Annotated in this window: 11 protein-coding genes; 4 read left to right on the top strand and 7 right to left on the bottom strand. The window is 57.1% G+C overall.

The features are described 5' to 3' along the window. Positions 1-304: 304 nt before the first annotated feature. A complete protein-coding gene (locus Pla52nx_RS11510; protein ID WP_146520214.1) occupies positions 305-1,015 on the bottom strand; it encodes a hypothetical protein in 711 nt (236 codons plus the stop codon). A 337-nt stretch (positions 1,016-1,352) separates the two neighbouring features. Here Pla52nx_RS11510 and Pla52nx_RS11505 point away from each other — a divergent pair, with 337 nt between their 5' ends. Both Pla52nx_RS11505 and Pla52nx_RS11500 read left to right on the top strand, forming a co-directional pair. Continuing rightward, positions 1,353-2,636, top strand: coding sequence for a 6-phosphofructokinase (locus tag Pla52nx_RS11505; RefSeq protein WP_197454606.1), 1,284 nt, complete (start codon positions 1,353-1,355; stop codon positions 2,634-2,636). A gap of 125 nt (positions 2,637-2,761) precedes the next feature. Then, positions 2,762-3,220 (top strand): hypothetical protein, encoded by a 459-nt coding sequence (locus Pla52nx_RS11500; RefSeq protein ID WP_146520216.1) that lies wholly within the window; start codon positions 2,762-2,764, stop codon positions 3,218-3,220. A gap of 258 nt (positions 3,221-3,478) precedes the next feature. Here Pla52nx_RS11500 and malQ read toward each other — a convergent pair whose 3' ends face one another. Both malQ and Pla52nx_RS11490 read right to left on the bottom strand, forming a co-directional pair. Then, positions 3,479-5,008, bottom strand: coding sequence for a 4-alpha-glucanotransferase (malQ, locus tag Pla52nx_RS11495; RefSeq protein WP_261344248.1), 1,530 nt, complete (start codon positions 5,006-5,008; stop codon positions 3,479-3,481). A 1,317-nt stretch (positions 5,009-6,325) separates the two neighbouring features. Next, on the bottom strand, positions 6,326-9,166 hold the full coding sequence (locus Pla52nx_RS11490) for a hsp70 family protein (protein WP_146520218.1): 2,841 nt from the start codon (positions 9,164-9,166) through the stop codon (positions 6,326-6,328). Between the two features lie 178 nt (positions 9,167-9,344). On the opposite strand from Pla52nx_RS11490, the gene Pla52nx_RS11485 reads away from it, so the two are divergent. Together Pla52nx_RS11485 and Pla52nx_RS11480 are read left to right on the top strand one after the other, a co-directional pair. Further along, positions 9,345-9,836 (top strand): hypothetical protein, encoded by a 492-nt coding sequence (locus Pla52nx_RS11485; RefSeq protein WP_146520219.1) that lies wholly within the window; start codon positions 9,345-9,347, stop codon positions 9,834-9,836. A gap of 22 nt (positions 9,837-9,858) precedes the next feature. Next, positions 9,859-10,782, top strand: coding sequence for a sugar phosphate isomerase/epimerase family protein (locus tag Pla52nx_RS11480; protein ID WP_146520220.1), 924 nt, complete (start codon positions 9,859-9,861; stop codon positions 10,780-10,782). Positions 10,783-11,274: 492 nt separating this feature from the next. Here Pla52nx_RS11480 and Pla52nx_RS11475 read toward each other — a convergent pair whose 3' ends face one another. The 4 genes from Pla52nx_RS11475 to Pla52nx_RS11460 form a co-directional block, all read right to left on the bottom strand. Continuing rightward, positions 11,275-12,456, bottom strand: a complete 1,182-nt coding sequence (locus tag Pla52nx_RS11475; RefSeq protein WP_197454609.1) for an FG-GAP repeat domain-containing protein — start codon at positions 12,454-12,456, stop codon at positions 11,275-11,277. A gap of 620 nt (positions 12,457-13,076) precedes the next feature. Further along, positions 13,077-14,384, bottom strand: a complete 1,308-nt coding sequence (locus Pla52nx_RS11470) for a diaminopimelate decarboxylase (RefSeq protein ID WP_146520222.1) — start codon at positions 14,382-14,384, stop codon at positions 13,077-13,079. 10 nt (positions 14,385-14,394) lie between these two features. Then, on the bottom strand, positions 14,395-15,942 hold the full coding sequence (locus Pla52nx_RS11465) for a hypothetical protein (protein WP_146520223.1): 1,548 nt from the start codon (positions 15,940-15,942) through the stop codon (positions 14,395-14,397). Positions 15,943-15,949: 7 nt separating this feature from the next. Continuing rightward, positions 15,950-17,263, bottom strand: a complete 1,314-nt coding sequence (locus Pla52nx_RS11460) for a sugar-transfer associated ATP-grasp domain-containing protein (RefSeq protein ID WP_146520224.1) — start codon at positions 17,261-17,263, stop codon at positions 15,950-15,952. Positions 17,264-18,469 lie beyond the last annotated feature (1,206 nt).

Raw genomic sequence — 18,469 nt, 5'->3', positions numbered from 1 at the left:
AAAGTCTTGACGACTTTCGCGACGGCCTCGACCCGAACATTAAGTAGTAACGGACCACTAGCCCGGTTTATTCACGCGGCTCCCGACCGTCTTCGCAATACGTTTGCGTGAAACGGCTTGCGCAGATTTGCACGAAAGCAGACTGCGCACATCAGCCGCCACGCGATAGCGTCCGGTTCTTGCACCTATACTCAGGAACCGGACGCTATCGCGTGCCGGCTGATAAATAATCTGGGATAGTGCATCGCGGACGTGTTGCGGACGAATGAGGGACGAACTGCCGGACAGCAACACAAGTCCGCCACTATCGCGGTTTGCGTCGCGTCAGATCGTGCACCGAGTCAAACAGTTGATCGACTTGGCTATCTGTCGGGTCCGGTGCGATCGCGGTGTAGTACTCCGAATTGATCCCCAGCATCGCGCGTAGCGCTGCGGCCTGTTCGGGCGGCGCATCGATCATGTCGCCTGCCATTTCGAAATCGCGATCCCACAGGACTTGATCGGCCAACGACTCGACAATCCATTCCCATTTTTCGATGTCCGTCGAGTCTGCCGAGATGACGTGATCGTCGGAGTCGTCGAGCGACAACGATGCGTCCGCGCCGGACACGATGGTCGAATCCATTACCGCGTCTCGGGCTTCTTCGTTTGCAGCGACAACCAGTTCGCGCCATTGGTGCCGGAACTGCGTGGGCGACACGTCATCCAACTCGATCTCGATTTCGATCTGCTGCAGAATGTTTCGATAGATCGCGGCCACCGCGGCTTCATGAACCCCGGTCAACTCCAGCGTCTCGTGGGTTCGTTGCAACAAGTAATTTGCCAAGCGTTCCAGGATGGCCAATTGCTGAGTCCAAGTCAGCTCATCGAATAAAGCGATGCCGCAGATACAGGGCGAATCGTCGGTCTCTCGACAACTGGCCAATTCCTCAACCATGTTTGCGATGCTGTGACGCACCAGCTCTGATTCGTGCCCCGACAGGGTGCGGTTTCCACTGGGAGTTTGCCAAGTCATTTGTGGTTCCACCAACAATTCCGTGCGCAGAAGGATTTGATAAGCGGCATAGCCCCCCCAGTCCGTAAAAACGGTCCCCCGATTGGACCTGCCGGAGCAGATCTTGATCGGTTCGGCTGCCGAGATCAACCAAATAACCCGCGTGACCCGACTTTGGCGTAGAATCATCCCTTCGACCGCTCGTACCGAATGAAAGGGCTTTCCAGAACGCAGCTTCGCCTTTCCGCCCCCTCACCTCCTTGGCGAGCACACCGACATGCCTAAAATCAACGCCTTCCACGGCGTCAAAATAAACTCCTTGCCACTTTCCCCATAGCCTCATTCAACCGTGTCCGAAATGCCCGATCACCACGCCCTCGACATCAAACGCGTTGCCATTCTTTTTGCCGGAGGCCCCGCGCCTGCTGCCAATGCCGTCATTTCGACCGCAGCTTTCTCGTTCTTGGAAGAAGGCGCCCAGGTGTTCGGGATCAAGCACGGTTACAGTCGCCTAGCGGAATACACCGCAGCCGGCCCGCTGCAAGAAGGCACCGATTACATCCGATTCACGCAAGATTCGCTCACCAATGCCCGCAGCAGCCGTGGCATCATGATCGGGACCGCGCGAACCAACCCGGGCAAACATGTCAGCAGCCCAGATCACCTGAAGGATCCAGAACTGGTTGCCCCTCTGCGACGTGTTTACGAAGGCCTGTGTTCACTGGAAGTCGACGCGTTGATTTCGATCGGCGGCGACGACACGCTGAAAACGGCGAACAAACTGAAGATGTTCCAGGACAACTTGCCAGCCGATGCACGTCGCTTCCCCGTTGTTCACTTGCCCAAGACGATCGACAATGACTACAGCGGAATCGACTTTACGTTCGGATTCTTCACCGCCGTGGAAACACTCGCCGAAGAAATCCGTAACCTGAACTTCGATGCCGCCGCCGGCCGCGCGTACTTCCTCTGCGAAGCCATGGGACGCAGCGCCGGATGGTTGGCTTACGGCGCGGCGATCGCAGGCGAAGCGAGCATGGTGTTGAGCGTGGAAGACATCCGAGGCGCGCTGGCGACCGAAGAAGTCGTTAGTCAAGAAACGGGCGAAACACGCAAGATCATGGCCTTGGACCGCGTCATCGATCGCATGGTCGACATGATGATGGCTCGCGAACGCGACGGACGCGAATACGGAACCATCGTGATCGCAGAAGGCATGGCGGAGTACTTGCCCGCTCAATATCTCGAAGGCGTTAATCGCGACGACCACGGTCACATCAACATCTCGTCGATCAACTTGGCTGCCCTGATGTCCAAGCTCATCGGCGACCGATACACCGAACGCACAGGCAAATCTCGCAAAATCAACGGGCTGCAGTTGGGTTACGAAGCCCGTTGCGCACCACCACACGCCTACGACGTGATGCTCGGCTCTCAACTCGGCGTCGGTGCCTACCGTGCCTTGGTCGAAGAAAAACTCAATGGCGTCATGGTCAGCGTCTCCGGTCAGCTCGATCTGCATTACGTCCCGTTCGAGCAATTGGTCGATCCGGTAACGTTGGTCACCAAAGTCCGCTTCATCGACCCGGGTTGCGACTTCCATCGCCTGGCCCGGTTCCTGGAAACCTGTGTCGACACCTGAGCCAAAGTACGTCAGCAAACGTACGTCAGCCTTTCCAGGCTGACATACAATCCGCGCCCCATCGCCCGACCATCTGAGCCTGATCCATCGGGCCAAGCTGCCGATGTCACTCAGGAGCCAATGAGATGCGACCGATGGAACCAAATAAGCGATACAGTCGCCGAAAACTGCTGCTCATCGCCGGCGGTCTCGGCGGCTTGGGGCTGGCGACCGGATGCGGTGAAAAGGGTGCAGCCGAGTTGACGCGTGAAACGGTTGAATCGCTCGATACCCAAACGCTGGAAAACGGCAAGCTGCTGCTACGCGGTTTTGCCATCGTTTCCTACATGGCGGGCACTCGCGTCATCTTTCTGCCGTCGCCCGGCGTTCGCATTCTCGGCGTCGCATTGATCTTCACCAGCATGGCAACCAAACTTGCCGTGGAATACTTGGACGACGAGCTGGTCCGCCGGTATCACACCACCGAGTTGACGGAATCCGAAGCCATGGCAATCGAGTCAGCCGGCGAAGTCCGCTTTCAAACGGAAAGCGGTGAAACGGAAACCGTTGCGCTGGGCAAGAACCAATACGTGACAGTGGAGTGAAATCAAACGTACGAACGGACGCGGAATCGAATTTGCTAAGCCGTGCTGTTCAAAATTTGGTGTTGACATTGTCTTTTCAGTCCATGTTTTTGTCCCATGCATCGCAATCAGAGTGAGCCTCAGGCGCTAGCCGTGGGCCGGCACCACAATCCGCCTCAGGCCCACGGCTAGCGCCTGAGGCTCACTGGGGGCCACCAGCTGCGCCGGGAGCCGTAGTGCCACAACCCCAATTTTGAACAGCCCATGACTTGGCATCCGTCAATTCGGGCCGCGCCCAGTCGCCACCGTCAATGCTTTCAGCCGCGCCGCCAACTCATCGTTGAACGACAAATAAGGACATCGCCACCGCCAGCAATCCGCCCCTACTCCAGGGACATTCATACGTGACGTCTCGTCGAGCCCCAACAGATCCTGCAGCGGAGCGATACAAAGCTTGGCCTTGGACTCCCAAATCAATTGAATCATCTCACACGCGATGGTGTCCGCGCTGACGTCTCGCCCGAGATACTCGCGGAGATTTTCTTCTTCGGCAGCCATCATCTCATGATGGAACCATCCGACGACCGTATTGTTGTCGTGTGTTCCCGTGTAGGCGACGCAATTCTCGACGTAGTTGTGCGGCAAATACGGATGCTCAACGAGGTCATCGCCGAAGGCAAATAGCAGAACCTTCATTCCCGCGAGTTGATAGTGATCCATGATCTCGTGGACGTCATCGGTAATCGTCCCCAAGTCTTCGGCGATAAAATGACTGGCGTCCACATGGCTGAATGCCGTGTCGAGAAAATCGCGGGTCGGAACATCGGCCCACTGTCCATCGATCGCCGTTTCCTCTCCAGCGGACACCTCCCAGTACTGCACCAAGCCTCGGAAGTGATCGATTCGAATCAAGTCATAAAGTTTGATGTTGTGCCGAAATCGCTCGATCCACCACTGATACCGCTGTTCTTGCAAGACGTCCCAGCGGTAAACGGGATTTCCCCACAGTTGGCCCGTCGCGCTAAAGTAGTCCGGCGGAACCCCGGCAACCCATTCGGGACGATGATCGTCATCCAATTTGAAACATTCAGGATGCGCCCAAACGTCGGCACTGTCGGTTTCGACATAGATGGGCAAATCACCCATGACCTGCACACCCTTTTCATGACAATAACTCCGCACCGCACTCCATTGCTTCCACAGAATGAACTGCACAAATCGGTGGTACTGTAGCTGTTGCCTGTACAGCCGCGTGAACCTCAACAACTCGTCTTCGTCGCGGTCGCGAAACGGAGTCGGCCATTCCCACCAGACCTGTCCCCCAAACACCTCCTTGAGCACAACAAACTGCACGTAATCTTCCAACCACTGCGAGGAATCCTTCAGAAAAGCATCGAATTCTTCCGTGAACTGCGAGGTTTTCTGAAACTGCTGAAAGGATTCTTGCAAGATCGCTTCTTTGAGCATCCTGACGCGTCGAAAGTGCGCCGGGCCACTTTCGCGGGCATAGATGCACTCCACGTTTTCTTGTGTCGTCAGTCCTTCTCTCAACAAAATCTCTGGACTGACGAGCAACGGATTGAGCGCGAAAGCAGAAAGGCTGCTGTACGGCGAGTTGCCCGTGAAGGAACTGGTCACAGTCAACGGCAAGATCTGCCAAACAGACTGAGACGCGGCGTTCAAGAAGTCCACAAACCGAAAGGCTTCCGGACCGAAGTCGCCGATACCGAAGCGACCGGGCAACGATGTGACGTGCAGCAACACGCCGCTCTTTCTTTCACTCATATCAACCATCAAAGCGGTAAAAATTGTTCGATTGCCCCACAGTATCCATCGCCGCCCACCACTGTTCGTACGTCAGCCTTTCTAGGCTGACATTTGCGTCACAATATTCTACCCGCAGAATACGAAAGAGGCCGAGATCGAACCGATTAAGGATATCGCCCAACATGACGGCGGATGGCTGCCCATGGAATGCTCACAAAGCCGCCCGCGTTGCCATTAGCCCGGACTGTTCAGAATTAGGGGCGTGGCACTCTCCCAGCGCACCTGGTGGCCCCCAGTGAGCCTCAGGCGCTAGCCGTGGGCCTGAGGCGGATTGTGGTGCCGGCCCACGGCTAGCGCCTGAGGCTCACATTGATTGCGATGCATGGGACAAAAACATGGACTGAAAAAACAATGCCAACACCAAATTTTGAACAGCCCACCCTTAGCCCGGGCTGTTCAAAATTAGGGCGTGGCACTCTCCCAGCGCAGCTAGTGGCCCCCAGTGAGCCTCAGGCGCTAGCCGTGGGCCTGAAGCGGATTGTGGTGCCGGCCCACGGCTAGCGCCTGAGGCTCACATTGATTGCGATGCATGGGACAAAAACATGGACTGAAAAAACAATGCCAACACCAAATTTTGAACAGCCCACCCTTAGCCCGGGCTGTTCAAAATTAGGGGCGTGGCACTCTCCCAGCGCAGCTGGTGGCCCCCAGTGAGCCTCAGGCGCTAGCCGTGGGCCTGAGGCGGATTGTGGTGCCGGCCCACGGCTAGCGCCTGAGGCTCACATTGATTGCGATGCATGGGACAAAAGCATGGACTGAAAAAACAATGCCAACACCAAATTTTGAACAGCCCACCCTTAGCCCGGGCTGTTCAAAATTAGGGGCGTGGCACTCTCCCAGCGCAGCTAGTGGCCCCCAGTGAGCCTCAGGCGCTAGCCGTGGGCCTGAAGCGGATTGTGGTGCCGGCCCACGGCTAGCGCCTGAGGCTCACATTGATTGCGATACATGGGACAAAAGCATGGACTGAAAAAACAATGCCAACACCAAATTTTGAACAGCCCACCCTTAGCCCAAACAGCTCGACATATGGAAGCGGATGACGCTATCAAACGCCGTGAGCCGCGACGCGTCAGCGGCCGGGTCTTACACGAACTCAATATCCATTTCAGTGCGTAAGACTCGTGGCCTGACGGCCAGCGGCTCAGGGCGTATGACACCAAAGAGCGTTTCATAGCACAACCATGCTAAGCGGGACGCTCTCAATAGCGTCCGGTTCCCGATGATAGGCGTGAAAACCGGACGCTATCGCGTGCCGGCTGATGAATCATCCGGGTTAAGGTCGATCGCAACTTGCAAATCTCATCGCACCAATCGAATCCCCAGTGGCAATGCGTCACCAAACACGGCTGCTTGTTCTTCACTGGCCAGTTTGCCACCGACGAGCAGTAGATCGACGAAGTGTTGCGGAGACTCACGGACACGAAACGCGGCGGCGATGCGTTCCCGTTGATCGACAGACAGATCGCGAAATCGGTCGCCCGTCAGTCGCCCCATCTGAACCAATGCCAGGCGGGCGATCGAAACCAACTCGTCACTACAATCACGGTCCAGAAAGTCCAGCAGTTTTTCGCACCAGCGTTCGGCTTGCTTGGCGGGGACCGCCGCATTGAGCGGTCCATAAACGGGTTGCCGACTGCCGATTCGTCCGATGGACCACAGCAGTGCGTCGCGGATCTTTTCATTCTTCTTGACCGACAGCGCTTGGAGGGCCGCGTCGCCAAGGTTGACTTTGTCATTCACCGGCAACCGTTCCAGCGAACCGATCAGCCGCCAAACCTCTGCGGCTTCGTGCGGTTCCATTCTCATCGTTTTGTTGGTCAACGCGTTGACCCAAGGTGCCGCTAACTGTGATTGCTGTCCGGTCGTCAGCCCTCCGGCGATGCGCCGCCACATGATCATCGATTCGGTTCGTGAGGCGGCGGATGCGAAAGCAAGTTTGCCGTGGATCGTTTTCCAAACACTGGACACTCGCCAATCATCCACGGCGACACCATAACCGGGTCGTAAACAAAATCCGACCAAATTCAGCCAGCGTGATTCATGCTGCTCGGATTTTCGACGTCCCTCGTGGTGATCGAACAGGAACTGCCATTGCTCACGCAACAGCGATGGCGGCCACTGATTGCGATGCATTTCGGTGATCGATTGCAATTGGCGAACAAGCTTGCCGGGCTTTTGCGACTTGTCCCGTTCGTCCGCATCAAACACCTCGGCGATCGCACTTTCACAACCGGCCACCGTCTCCGCGTCGATGATCCCCGCCGTTTCGCCTTCCCCGCTATGGGCTTCGCGATCCGTCTCTAACGTGCTGCGGATGTCGAACTCCAGTCGCCAACGCTTGCCCGAGTCCGCGTCGACGCAAAACAGCCCGACGGTGCCGATCTCGCTCAATTCGGCTTCGATCACAACGCGGATGGTTTCGTCTTGTTTGCGTCGACCTAGAACCAACGCGGTGCAAATCGGCGGCAGCGGCGACAGTTCCGCTCGATCGATCCCGATCAGCTCTCCGACGGTGTCGGCCAGCCGTGTGCTGCTGACCCACAGTGGGAACTGCACCGGCGCGCCGATTCGCATTTGCAGCGGATGCTGTTCAGCACTGAATCGCTGGCCCGCTTCGGCACTGCCCGGGATCAAGCAAATCGCTTGCGGCGGTTCTTCGGAAACTTGCATGTAATACGAGTGCCCGAGATTGGCGGCAATCCGGACTCCTTCACCGCGTCGGACCACGCCGTAGTAGGCCGCTCCGCGTGCGACCGCCAAGTCCAAGCGTGGGGACTCCAACACTTGAGGAGACCAACTGCTTTCATCACCCCTGCGAAACCAGCGTGACAACGAACCAACGATGCGCTTGCCGATCGCCGACGCGGTCATCACACCGCCGTTGAACAGAACGAGGTCGGGACGATCAGCGCCGGAGGTCATCGCAGAATCGTCGTCGCCGGAGGTTTGTATCCCCGTGTGGCGGTGCGTGCGAAGGAAATCGGCGAGGTGCCGCGTGATGGCCGCGTCCGCTGCGTAAGGCAAACCGAATTCCTGAAATCCACTTTCACCCGCGGCTGGTCGATCGCTCAACTCGACATCGGGAAAGAATCCATCGAGCAAAATCTCATCGATCTCTTGTGCCGTGACGGTCAACAGCAGACCACCGCCGATCAACTCGGAACCTTCGCCGGGCAAGTGAATCGTGTACTGATCAGGACGATCATCTGACAACATCGTTTCCTTGACCGAACGTGCAACGCCGACCAAACGATCCCACTGCGTTGCCGACAGGGACTTGCCCGTTTCACTCAGGATCTTTGACTCGGCCAGCTTGGCGACGGCCAAGTCCAAGTTGTCACCACCGAGAATCAAATGGGAACCGACAGCGACCCGGTGAAATTGAACTTGTCCTCCATCGGCACCGGCCGTGCGGACACGAATCAGGGTCAAGTCCGTGGTACCACCGCCGATGTCACAAACCAAGATCAATTGGCCCGGCTGGACTTTGCTCTCCCACTGATCGCCTTGACGATCGATCCAAGCGTAAAAGGCAGCCTGGGGTTCTTCGATCAAGTACACGCGAGGCAACCCGGCTTTTTTTGCAGCCGATACCGTTAGCTCGCGCGCGACCTCGTCGAACGACGCCGGCAGTGTGATCACAACGTCTTGGTCGGCAAGCGGATGATCGGGATGCGCCGCATCCCAGGCTCCCCTCAGGTGAGAAAGGTATCGCGCGGAGGCGTCCACCGGCGACAGCTTCGCTACATCGGTGTCACCGTGCCAAGGCAACAGGTCGGCCGTTCGGTCGACGCCATCGTGAGACAACCAGCTCTTGGCCGACGCAGCACGTCTGCCCGGATGCCGGTGCCCCGCGTCGCGGGCCAGCACGCCGACGCAATGCTTGGCCGGTTGGTCTTGCCAAGGCAATCGGTGGCCGACCGCCGCTTCGTCGGAAGTGAACTCGTAGTGAAACGACGGCAGGGTTTCGCGGTTTTCTCGTTGCCCCAAATCCACCCACTGGGGGATCGCAAAGGTCTGCACGGAGTGACGTCCGTCTCCAGCCCCGGATTCGGCGTGGGTATCAACAAAGGCCATCGCACAATTGGTGGTACCGAGGTCAATGCCGACGACAAAACGTGAGTTGCTGGGATCATCCATAACGAGTCTGACTTGCGAAAAAGCGATGGTGCACTTGGAATGGAGATTCTACTCCAAATAGGTCTTGGGTAGCAGCGACTCTAAGCATGATCTGCGTCGCAGCGACGCAAACCGGGTGCTCGATCGGTTACAATGTTCACCATACGTTCTTCTTTAGCTCTCGTTTTTTTCGACTGTGATGCGCTGGCCCACACTCCCAGACTACGGATGTTTTCTTCGCTGGCCAGAGAACGGCCAAGGATTCATCCATCCAGACGATGTCGCCATCGCCACCCGCGTGCTGCCCAGCAATCGCGTGATGCGTCGCGTATCCTTCGATGACACGTACTACCATTTTCGCTACGGCAACATTCGATTCCGTTTGCGCCCCTGCATGTGGCTACCCGTCCGATACGAAGGTGCCGATGTGGGGGACCGAATCGAGACGGTGGGTTCCGGATTGGATCGCGAGTTATTCGTCGCGGAAATCTGGGGGATGTACTTCGTCCGCCGGAAAGGCTGTATCCTGTACCGCTTGCGACGCGGCCAACAGGTCGTGCCAAGGCTTTATGCACGATCCGAGTTTCGCGTCTTGAGCGAAAAGGTAAAAGTGCGAGAAGGAAACACCCTGCATCCCCGCCCACGTTGGGACGGCAGTGGTGAAACACTCGACTCCCTCCCCGCAGAATGACAGTAGAAAGGTTGATCCCACCATGCAATTAGGTTTTGTCAGCGCGATCTTGCCCGATTTGAATCTCGACCAAGTCTTCCAGACGGCAAACGAGATCGGTTACGACTGTGTCGAAGTGATGTGCTGGCCGGTGGGCAAATCGACGCGACGATACGCGGGAATCACTCACATCGACGTGGCGACTTTGGACGAGTCGGCGATTGCAAATGTTCAGGAATGCATTGACAAGCATTTTGTGGCTATCAGTGGCCTGGGCTACTATCCCAACGCACTGTCCCCTGACAAAGCCGAGGCGGATGCCGCCGTGGAGCAAATCAAGTCGGTGATCACAGCGGCCGCAACATTGGGCATCGGTCGCATGAACACGTTCATCGGTCGCGATTGGACGCAATCTGTGGATGCGAATTGGCCGCGGTTCCTGGAAACATGGAAACCGATCATCCGACACGCGGAAGAACACGACGTTCGAGTGGGGATCGAAAACTGCCCGATGTTTTTTACCAACGATGAATGGCCCGGAGGAAAAAACTTGGCTCACAGCCCTGCGATTTGGCGACGGATGTTCAATGACATCCCGAGCGACCACTTCGGATTGAATTACGATCCATCACACATGGTCTTTCAGCAAATGGACTACTTGGCCCCGATGAAAGAATTCGCAGACAAACTCTTTCACATCCACGCCAAAGACGTCCGAGTCGACCACGATCGGCTCAACGACGTGGGTATCTTGGCCAACCCGAACGAGTACCACACGCCAAAGCTCCCCGGGATGGGGCACGTGAACTGGGGCGATTTCTTTTCGGTGCTCACGGACACCGGCTACCAAGGACCGGTGTGTGTGGAGGTCGAGGACCGAGCCTACGAGGGTTCGGTGGAATCTCGAAACGCGGCGCTCAAACAGAGCTTCCGCTTCCTGAAGTCGTATGTTCCAGAGGACTGCTGAGCCGTTTTGGCGTTAGCCACGGTTGTGCGCGAGAACCGCGGCTAACGCGGGGCCTTTCCCTATGTTTGACCCGCAGCCGAAGGCGTAGGAGACGCTACCAAACGCATTGCACCGCACAGTCATACGACGCTTCCCCCTGCGCCGTTGGCTACGGGTCAAACGGAAACCGTGCATGAACAGCCCAGCGTTAGCGCCTTTCCCTACGTTTGACCCGCAGCCGAAGGCGCAGGAGACACTACCAAACGCATTGCACCGCACAGTCATACGACGCTTCCCCCTGCGCCGTTGGCTACGGGTCAAACGGAAACCGTGCATGAACAGCCCAGCGTTAGCGCCTTTCCCTACGTTTGACCCGCAGCCGAAGGCGCAGGAGACACTACCAAACGCATTGCACCGCACAGTCAAACGCCGCTTCCCCCTACGCCGTTGGCTACGGGTCAAACGGAAACCGTACACGACAGGCTGCGCATATCAGCCGCCACGCGATAGCCTCTACCTCTCGTTCCAAAAGATCACCAGGTTTTTGGTCTGTCGCGCCGCGGCAACGATGTCTACTTTCCCGTCACCGTTGAGGTCGCCGACCTTGATGTCTTCCACCGCGACGGTCCCTTGTGAAAGCGGCAGCTCATGCCACTGAGATCCCTCGGCATCGAGCGGAGTGAAAAGCTTGATGCCCGGCACTCCTGGATCGTTCATCGCTCGCCAACCGACGACGACTTGGTCGCTGCCGTTGCCCAGGAAATCAGCACAGGCAAGCGCGTGTCCGTCCTTCAAAGCCTCGTCCAAGACCTTCGCTCGCGTCCACTGGCTGTCAGGTGAATCGGATTGCACATAGACCGCCGAAGCCGACCCGTGCATGGGCTCCACCGTCGCGATGAAACGCTTTCCGCCGGGCAACCGTCCGTCACGCACTTCGCCCGCCCACGCATCGGTCAACTGAGTGGACGACCACTGCTCACCCTTCGGGTCAAAATGCCAAACACCTTCCTTGGCCGCGATGATCAACTCTTCTTCGGCATCATCATCCCAATTGACCGGGTGAAAATTATGTGAAAGGTGGAGTGAATCGCTGACCACATGATACGGCCACTGAGCGTCATGTTTCTCAGGACGTTGGTAGGCAAGTACTTTCAGTCCTGGACCGACACCCTCCACGCTGCCTTTTCCTCGCAGAGGTTTGACGACCAAGTGATATTGGTCCCCGACACCTTTCACCCAGTGCATGCGGTGCGTGCTGGGTTCGTGATGTAGTTTGATCGGTTTCCACATCTGGGTACGGTCTTCGGGTGCGTCCAAGTAAAAAACCGCGCCGTCTTTGACGCTCTCGCGAAAGTTCCATTGTCCACCCACGGCGATCTCACACTTACCGTCTCCGTCAATGTCGCGAGCGGTAACACAGACGTTGTCACGCTCGGTCAGATCCTTGGCGATGATGTGTTTCGTCCAGGACGGGCTCTGATACCACTGAATGGTGCTCTTGTCAGCCAAGACGATATCCGTCTTGCCGTCGCCGTCGACGTCAGCGAGTTGAACGCCGTAGCCGATCTCGATTTGGTCGATCGTCTCCGGTCGCCAGGAATAAGCCGACGGGTCGATGGCCTGAGCCGGAAATGGCAAACAGCAGACGCCGTACACGGCGATCGTAACTGACAGAGACAGGAGTGTTTTGCACATGATGCCAACTACGGGGAAAGGAAGGTCATTGGGGCGAGATTGGGTGACACGGAGTCGACATTGTATCCGAAGCATTCCAATCGGTGCATTGGCGACAGGGACGAGTTTGTGGTGCAGTGAGTTTCACAGAACATTCCCATCAGACTCCGTCCGCCCTTGCAGGCGGTCCATTGAGTCGAAATTGGGAACACAAAAGTGAGCCGCGGGCCGTAAGGCACCGGGCAGTGCGGTAGGCCCGCGGCTAGCCCGGATTATTCATCAGCCGCAGCGCGATAGAGAGCGTCCCGCCTAGAACGCATGGTTTCACGTTGAATTTCAAGCAAAATACCAGCACGACGCGCAAGCGAGTGAATAGCAGGACAAAAAGACAATTCACTCGCTTGCGCGTCGTGCAGGTAAAGACGAGAAAAATGGCTGTGCGATCAACTTTCTAAGCGGAACGCTATCGCCTGACGGCTCATTATATCAACAGCTCGGTTGTGCCGGTGGTGAATCGACGGACCGGCTACAACGTCTGCCTGATCAGTCTGGCGGAAACGCGACTGACGATGGGCATCCAAACGGTCTCGTACGCTATCGACGTGGAACGTCGAGCGACTATTGAGTGACCAAACTCCCCATCAACGGCTCCAAAACCGCACAACATCCTCAGGGGTTTCACCGCGGTGCAAGAGCGACACCGACTGGTTGCTCGCGTCGTACCCGACGACCGGAGGCAATCCACGACTGCAGTGTCTTGACCACATGCTCAACGTGTAGGCTCCGCAATCACGGATCACGATCCAATCGCCCACTCGAGGTTCTGGCATCAAGGCTTCGCGAGTCAAAATGTCGCCCGCAAAACAAAGCGGACCGGCGATCGTCGTTTGTCGCGAGTCTTGTGTTTTCAGCAGACCCGATGCGTCCAACAAAGCGTACTCGTGTTTCCAATCGTCAGGCCGATACACCGGACGCAGAAACATATCGGCACCCAAATGAATCACTGCCATGCTGTGATCGCTATCCGTTAAGTCGCCCACCACGCGTTGGCTTTGTCTGCGAACATACTCGACACGGCTGAACGCCACACCACATCCGGCTTGCACCGCTCGCCCGAACTCCGTCATTAACGTTACCTCGTCGCCCATCAAGTCAGGCGCATGTATCGCGAGTTGCTCCGCGTACAGACTCGGCGACGGGGGTTCGATGGCGTCATCATACGCCGCGGGCAGCCCACCTCCGATGTTGACCAGAGGGATACGGCGTCCCGTATGCTCTACGATTTCGCGTCGCAATTGCTGAAGCCGCGCGGCGGAGCGGCACAACAAATCCAACGCACACCCTTGCGATCCGACGTGAGCGTGTAAACCGACAAGCCAATCGTATTTGACAAACGCATCCAGAATTCGATCATGGTCTTTCGAAACCGAGACACCGAATTTTGATCCCGTTCCACCCACGCTGGTGATCGCGATCGTTCCCACGCCGACTTCGGGATTGATTCGCAAGCCGACCGTCGAGGCAGACGCCACGGTTTGGTAAAGCGATCCGATTCGTTCCAGCTCATCGAAATTGTCGACATTCAAATGGACGCCCAACTTCAAGCAATGCTGGATTTCATCGCGTGTTTTGGCCGGTGAATCAAAAATGATCTGCTCGGCGGGACATCCGGCCGCCACCGCCAACTCAACTTCTTCGATACTTGCGGCTTCCAATCCCACGCCACACCCAACGGCGACGCGTAAGATTTCGACAAGCGGATTCGCTTTGATCGCCAGAGTGTGCCGCGATTGCCGTGGAAACACGGATTGCAGATTCTGAAGCCGATCGCGCATCCGCCCCAGATCATGCACAACGAATGATTTCACGTCTTCGGCCAGACATCCTGACCGTTTTACCGTGGACCAAATCTCGGCGGCCAGATCGGTTGAAATTCGTTGATGGAACATGGTTGATCCGCTACCTGACGGTCGTCAACGATCTGCTGGGTTCGCTGACGGCGATCGCGTTGGCGAGATCTGTGATCCGGTGCGCCAAGTCACTCAACCGATGATCCAGCCACGATAGACGAGCGGACAGCGTCTCTCCACGGATCGAGTTGGATGCAATCTCGGTCACCAACGGAGCCCCCAGGGCGATCCGCAAAACCCAAAGCTGGTTGCCGATACGTACCGGCTGCCCGAGATGAAATGCGAGCTCACCGCCCTCACCAGCGGGCTCATTGAGCTGTTGATGCAGACTGCGTAGTTCTCTTTCACCGAACCGTTGACCACCGCTGTGTATGCCAAACGAAATCACGGTCGGTGTCGGAGTGCCATGCTGATCGATCCAATCGGAATCCTCCATGTCAAAGCTTGGCATCAACTCGATGGATTCTTCTGCTGCGAAGTGCCTGCGGACGGACTGAACGAACGCTGACGCGATCCGGCCACGTGTACGCTCGGGCAAAGCATAAAACGCTCGCATCTCGGCGACTGCTGCGTTCCATCGCATCAGCAAGGAGACATTGCAGTCGTCACGTAGACAGTTTCTTGCATCGCTCCATGAAAGCGGCAGCTGATTGCGAAACACGTAGCGAGACAGTCCGGAGGGAAGCGAACGAGGACGCTGGTACCGGGGCGGAACCAGTAGGGCGCCACAGAAAGGTGGTCCGCCAAAGAACTTGGAACCGGTGACAGAAACCAGAAATCCGTGTCGAATCAGTTGGGAATAGTCGATGGTTCCGAATGTCGGACCAAGTCTCGCTTGGGCGGCATCGACGACGATCACCACGTCGTCGGTCATCGTCGTTGCGATCCGACTGAGCGTGGTCAATCGGGGCGCAAAGATCCCGGTTTTGCTATGCGCCACAGCGTGCAGCAGCACACGTGATCCTTGGTCGGCGGCAGCGATGACAGCTTGCTGGACAGCCAAGTCGATTTCGGCGCAGGACATCGGCTGGCCGTTGGCGTGTCGAATGTCGATCGTCTGAACGGTCACACGACGCTCCATCGCCTCGTCGACTGGACTTGCCAGAGCGACCTCATGGCCACACGGATCGACACGGTCGTGGTGCTGAAAACTTGCCGAACGCACCGTCCCTCGCCCTACTTCCGCCGGGCCGATCACGATGTTCACGATCGGTCGCGCCGCAGATCCGTATGCAACTCCGTCGGCCAACGAAAGCGCCAGCAGTTCCACGTCGGTTCCAGATGGCGTGAATGCGATATCGGTCTCAGGAGTCAAGTTCCAGCATGCATGCAGGGCTTCGCGGACACTCTGAAATTGATGTTCCGTCGCGGTCCGCAGGTCGCTCGCTTCGATCAAGCTTTGGCGGATCGCCCGAGCTGCCTGTTCTCCGCGAGCCGATGGTGTGGAGGCGCTGCACGACCCCAACGCGATCACGTCACGGCTGATCACTCCACATCCATACGGATTCAAACCCGATGGATTGAGGATCAAACGGCTATCGCAACCCGACGAGATCAAGCTCTCGTAGGGCTGTCCGATTTCGTGTGGGGAAATCACGGGGCAATCAGACCGTTACATTCGAGTCGGTCGGAATGGATGTCCCTGTCGGGATGACGATGGGAGCGGAGGTCGTCTTCACCGTTGAATCGTCCAACTCGCTCGATGCATCCTCGTTGGAGTCAACATTCGTTCGACGCGTCTCAAAGGGAACGGCCAACGCAGCGACACTTTTCCGCAAAGCCGCGGCGTCACGCGAACGATTGCGTTTCTGCGACTGCTTTTCGCGTTCGTTGTACTCCTCGACGACCTTCAGGTATCGACCTTGCAGCAACCCCGTATCGAAACACAGTTGCTCCATGATCGGGTTGCCACCATCGCCCTCCAGTTCCACCAGGATCGGTCCCCGATCCGTCAACGCAACGTCCCAGCCTTGGAAATGACAGTGGGGCAGGTTGATCGCGGCCTGCATGACCAGATGCTTCATCGCGTCCCATTCGGGGAACACCATGCCGTCAAACACCGCATCCGTGATCGGGTGAGCGGCAATCGGTTCAGTTCCATCTTCGGTACGCACAACTGTCCGCAGGATCTTGCCGGTTTCGATGTCCACACCCGCCAGGATGTTACCGACACGCCAGAAATTGTCCGCGTGATTCACGCTGGCGGGGATCTTCCATGCAGCGCGGAACAATGCAGCACCGTCACGATCGGAAATCACAAACATCCGCACGGAACTGACGCAGGGACCGATCAACTTGGCGATCTCGGGATGCGGCAGCATCAGTGTTTGAAACAGATACGCCAGCCCGAGTTCATTGATCTTTTTGGCAAACGCATCCACGGGGACGACTTTATCCCCGCTGACGATCACCGCATCGTGCTCGGCATCGTAACGATCGATCTTTGCCGTCCCCATGCTACACACCGAGTCAAAGGGCTTGCCAAAGATCGGGTAACGGGCATCCTTGCGGAGGAAGTTCGCCACGTCGGCAGGATTTCGCAGGGCAAACGCATTGGCGAATGTGCGAAACGGATGCACGATGGCTTGCGTTTCTGGAACAGGCAATCCCATCCCGGTCAACAGAGTCGTCAGGGTGGGTTTGTCACCGGCGATCTTTGCCCATGGCGAGGGTACCAACAAGTTGTCTTGTCCCAGGAACGTTTTCCGCGACTCGGCCGTGAAGCGAGCGTCGTCGTACATTCCGTACATGAAGTATTCATCGGGCTGCAACTTTCCTTGCCCACGACGTAGACGCATGATCTCCATCACCATGCCGCCGAGTCCCTTCCCTGACTGCTGCGCTTGCCGGATCCAGGGCAAGAAGTTCAACGCGGTGTTGCCGCGATCCACATCGAGATCGAATTCGCTGTTAGACATAGTCACGCTCGTGATGCATCGACCGGCACAGCAGCCGACAGACGGATGTCGACACGCATGGAGCTAGGGACGCCACGCGGGGAGGGTCGCGTGACTGCCGGTTGATAAAGGAGGGGTAACTGGAGAATCGGCAGCGAACAGGTAACGTTTGAGAGAAAACGCTACTACGTAGGGTGCGACGGTCCTGTCGATCGTGCTGGCGGAACAGCACGGCATCAGAGATCGGTGAAGTGGCGAACGCAGACGGGTGGAGTTCCGGGGGGGCTGATCGGATTTCTGGCGAATCCCACTGCGGCAACGCTGTGTAGCTTTCTATTTGCTGAAACGACCTACATACCAGCACGAAGCGCAAGCGAGTGAGTGTGTGAGTGAGTGTGTGAGTGAGTGAGTGAGTCGCCTGATTCACTCGCTTGCGCTTCGTGCTGGTATTCACATGACTGCTAGATGTTACCGGCCTTATTGATGTCGCATTCTTGGCCGAATTGAGATCGGATGGTTTCATTGACCAGGAGTGACTCATTGTTGACGGTCTACGTAAGATGGATTCTTTGCTTCCGCCGGGCTTGCCCCGGTTCGGAGCAACAACTGGCAGCTACCCGTAACACAATCGCATTCACTTCCCCACCGCCCGCGCGGAAACTAAAAACCCCCTTCCCCTTTTCGAAGATTCCAGACAGGGGCGGGCGAGGCGACGGCGAAGACGAGCAAGGCGAAGATCCGAGAGTTGCTGGGGAAAAACAAAGGGAAGTAACTCCCAACACAAGCCGACAGCGTGGTAGAGTGAATTCGTCACGTAGAAGCGTCTCTCGGGACTTGAGAAGAATTGTTGCTGCATACGACCGTGAAGCGGTCTCAGACGGTAGCCGGCGATAGAGCGAAGCGATCATCGCCGGTTCATTCGGTCTGACGAGAACCGACCCCGGAGGCGGTCGCAGCCCAGATTCCGAGAAGCCTGCGACAACACCCTGCGGGGTCGATTCAACATGGTCGTCGCATACCACGGGTGCACCTTCGGCGACCCGTGGTTACCTTCTGCGATCCCTCGCGGGATCCAATTTAATCGCGTTAGAAACCCCGTTCCCCTTTTCGAAGAAGTACTCCGATTAGTGTTCGATCAGTGAAGATGAGTGGTTTTGCTTCTCTTGAAGTACGATCCGATTTCACGTTTGCGATGCGTCGCTATTGATCAGCAGGCCGACCTGTATC

Origin of the sequence: Stieleria varia, assembly GCF_038443385.1 — a bacterium.
Classification (GTDB): Bacteria; Planctomycetota; Planctomycetia; order Pirellulales; family Pirellulaceae; genus Stieleria; species Stieleria varia.
Note: the sequence above shows the minus strand (reverse complement) of the source record. Positions and strands in the feature narration are given on the sequence as shown.

Coding starts and splice junctions, on each gene's coding strand:
- Pla52nx_RS11505 (WP_197454606.1), top strand. CDS start 1,353: ATGCCCGATCACCACGCCCTCGACATCAAACGCGTTGCCATTCTTTTT.
- Pla52nx_RS11475 (WP_197454609.1), bottom strand. CDS start 12,456: ATGTGCAAAACACTCCTGTCTCTGTCAGTTACGATCGCCGTGTACGGC.
- Pla52nx_RS11460 (WP_146520224.1), bottom strand. CDS start 17,263: ATGTCTAACAGCGAATTCGATCTCGATGTGGATCGCGGCAACACCGCG.
- Pla52nx_RS11490 (WP_146520218.1), bottom strand. CDS start 9,166: ATGGATGATCCCAGCAACTCACGTTTTGTCGTCGGCATTGACCTCGGT.
- Pla52nx_RS11480 (WP_146520220.1), top strand. CDS start 9,859: ATGCAATTAGGTTTTGTCAGCGCGATCTTGCCCGATTTGAATCTCGAC.
- Pla52nx_RS11510 (WP_146520214.1), bottom strand. CDS start 1,015: ATGACTTGGCAAACTCCCAGTGGAAACCGCACCCTGTCGGGGCACGAA.
- Pla52nx_RS11500 (WP_146520216.1), top strand. CDS start 2,762: ATGCGACCGATGGAACCAAATAAGCGATACAGTCGCCGAAAACTGCTG.
- Pla52nx_RS11470 (WP_146520222.1), bottom strand. CDS start 14,384: ATGTTCCATCAACGAATTTCAACCGATCTGGCCGCCGAGATTTGGTCC.
- Pla52nx_RS11485 (WP_146520219.1), top strand. CDS start 9,345: ATGCGCTGGCCCACACTCCCAGACTACGGATGTTTTCTTCGCTGGCCA.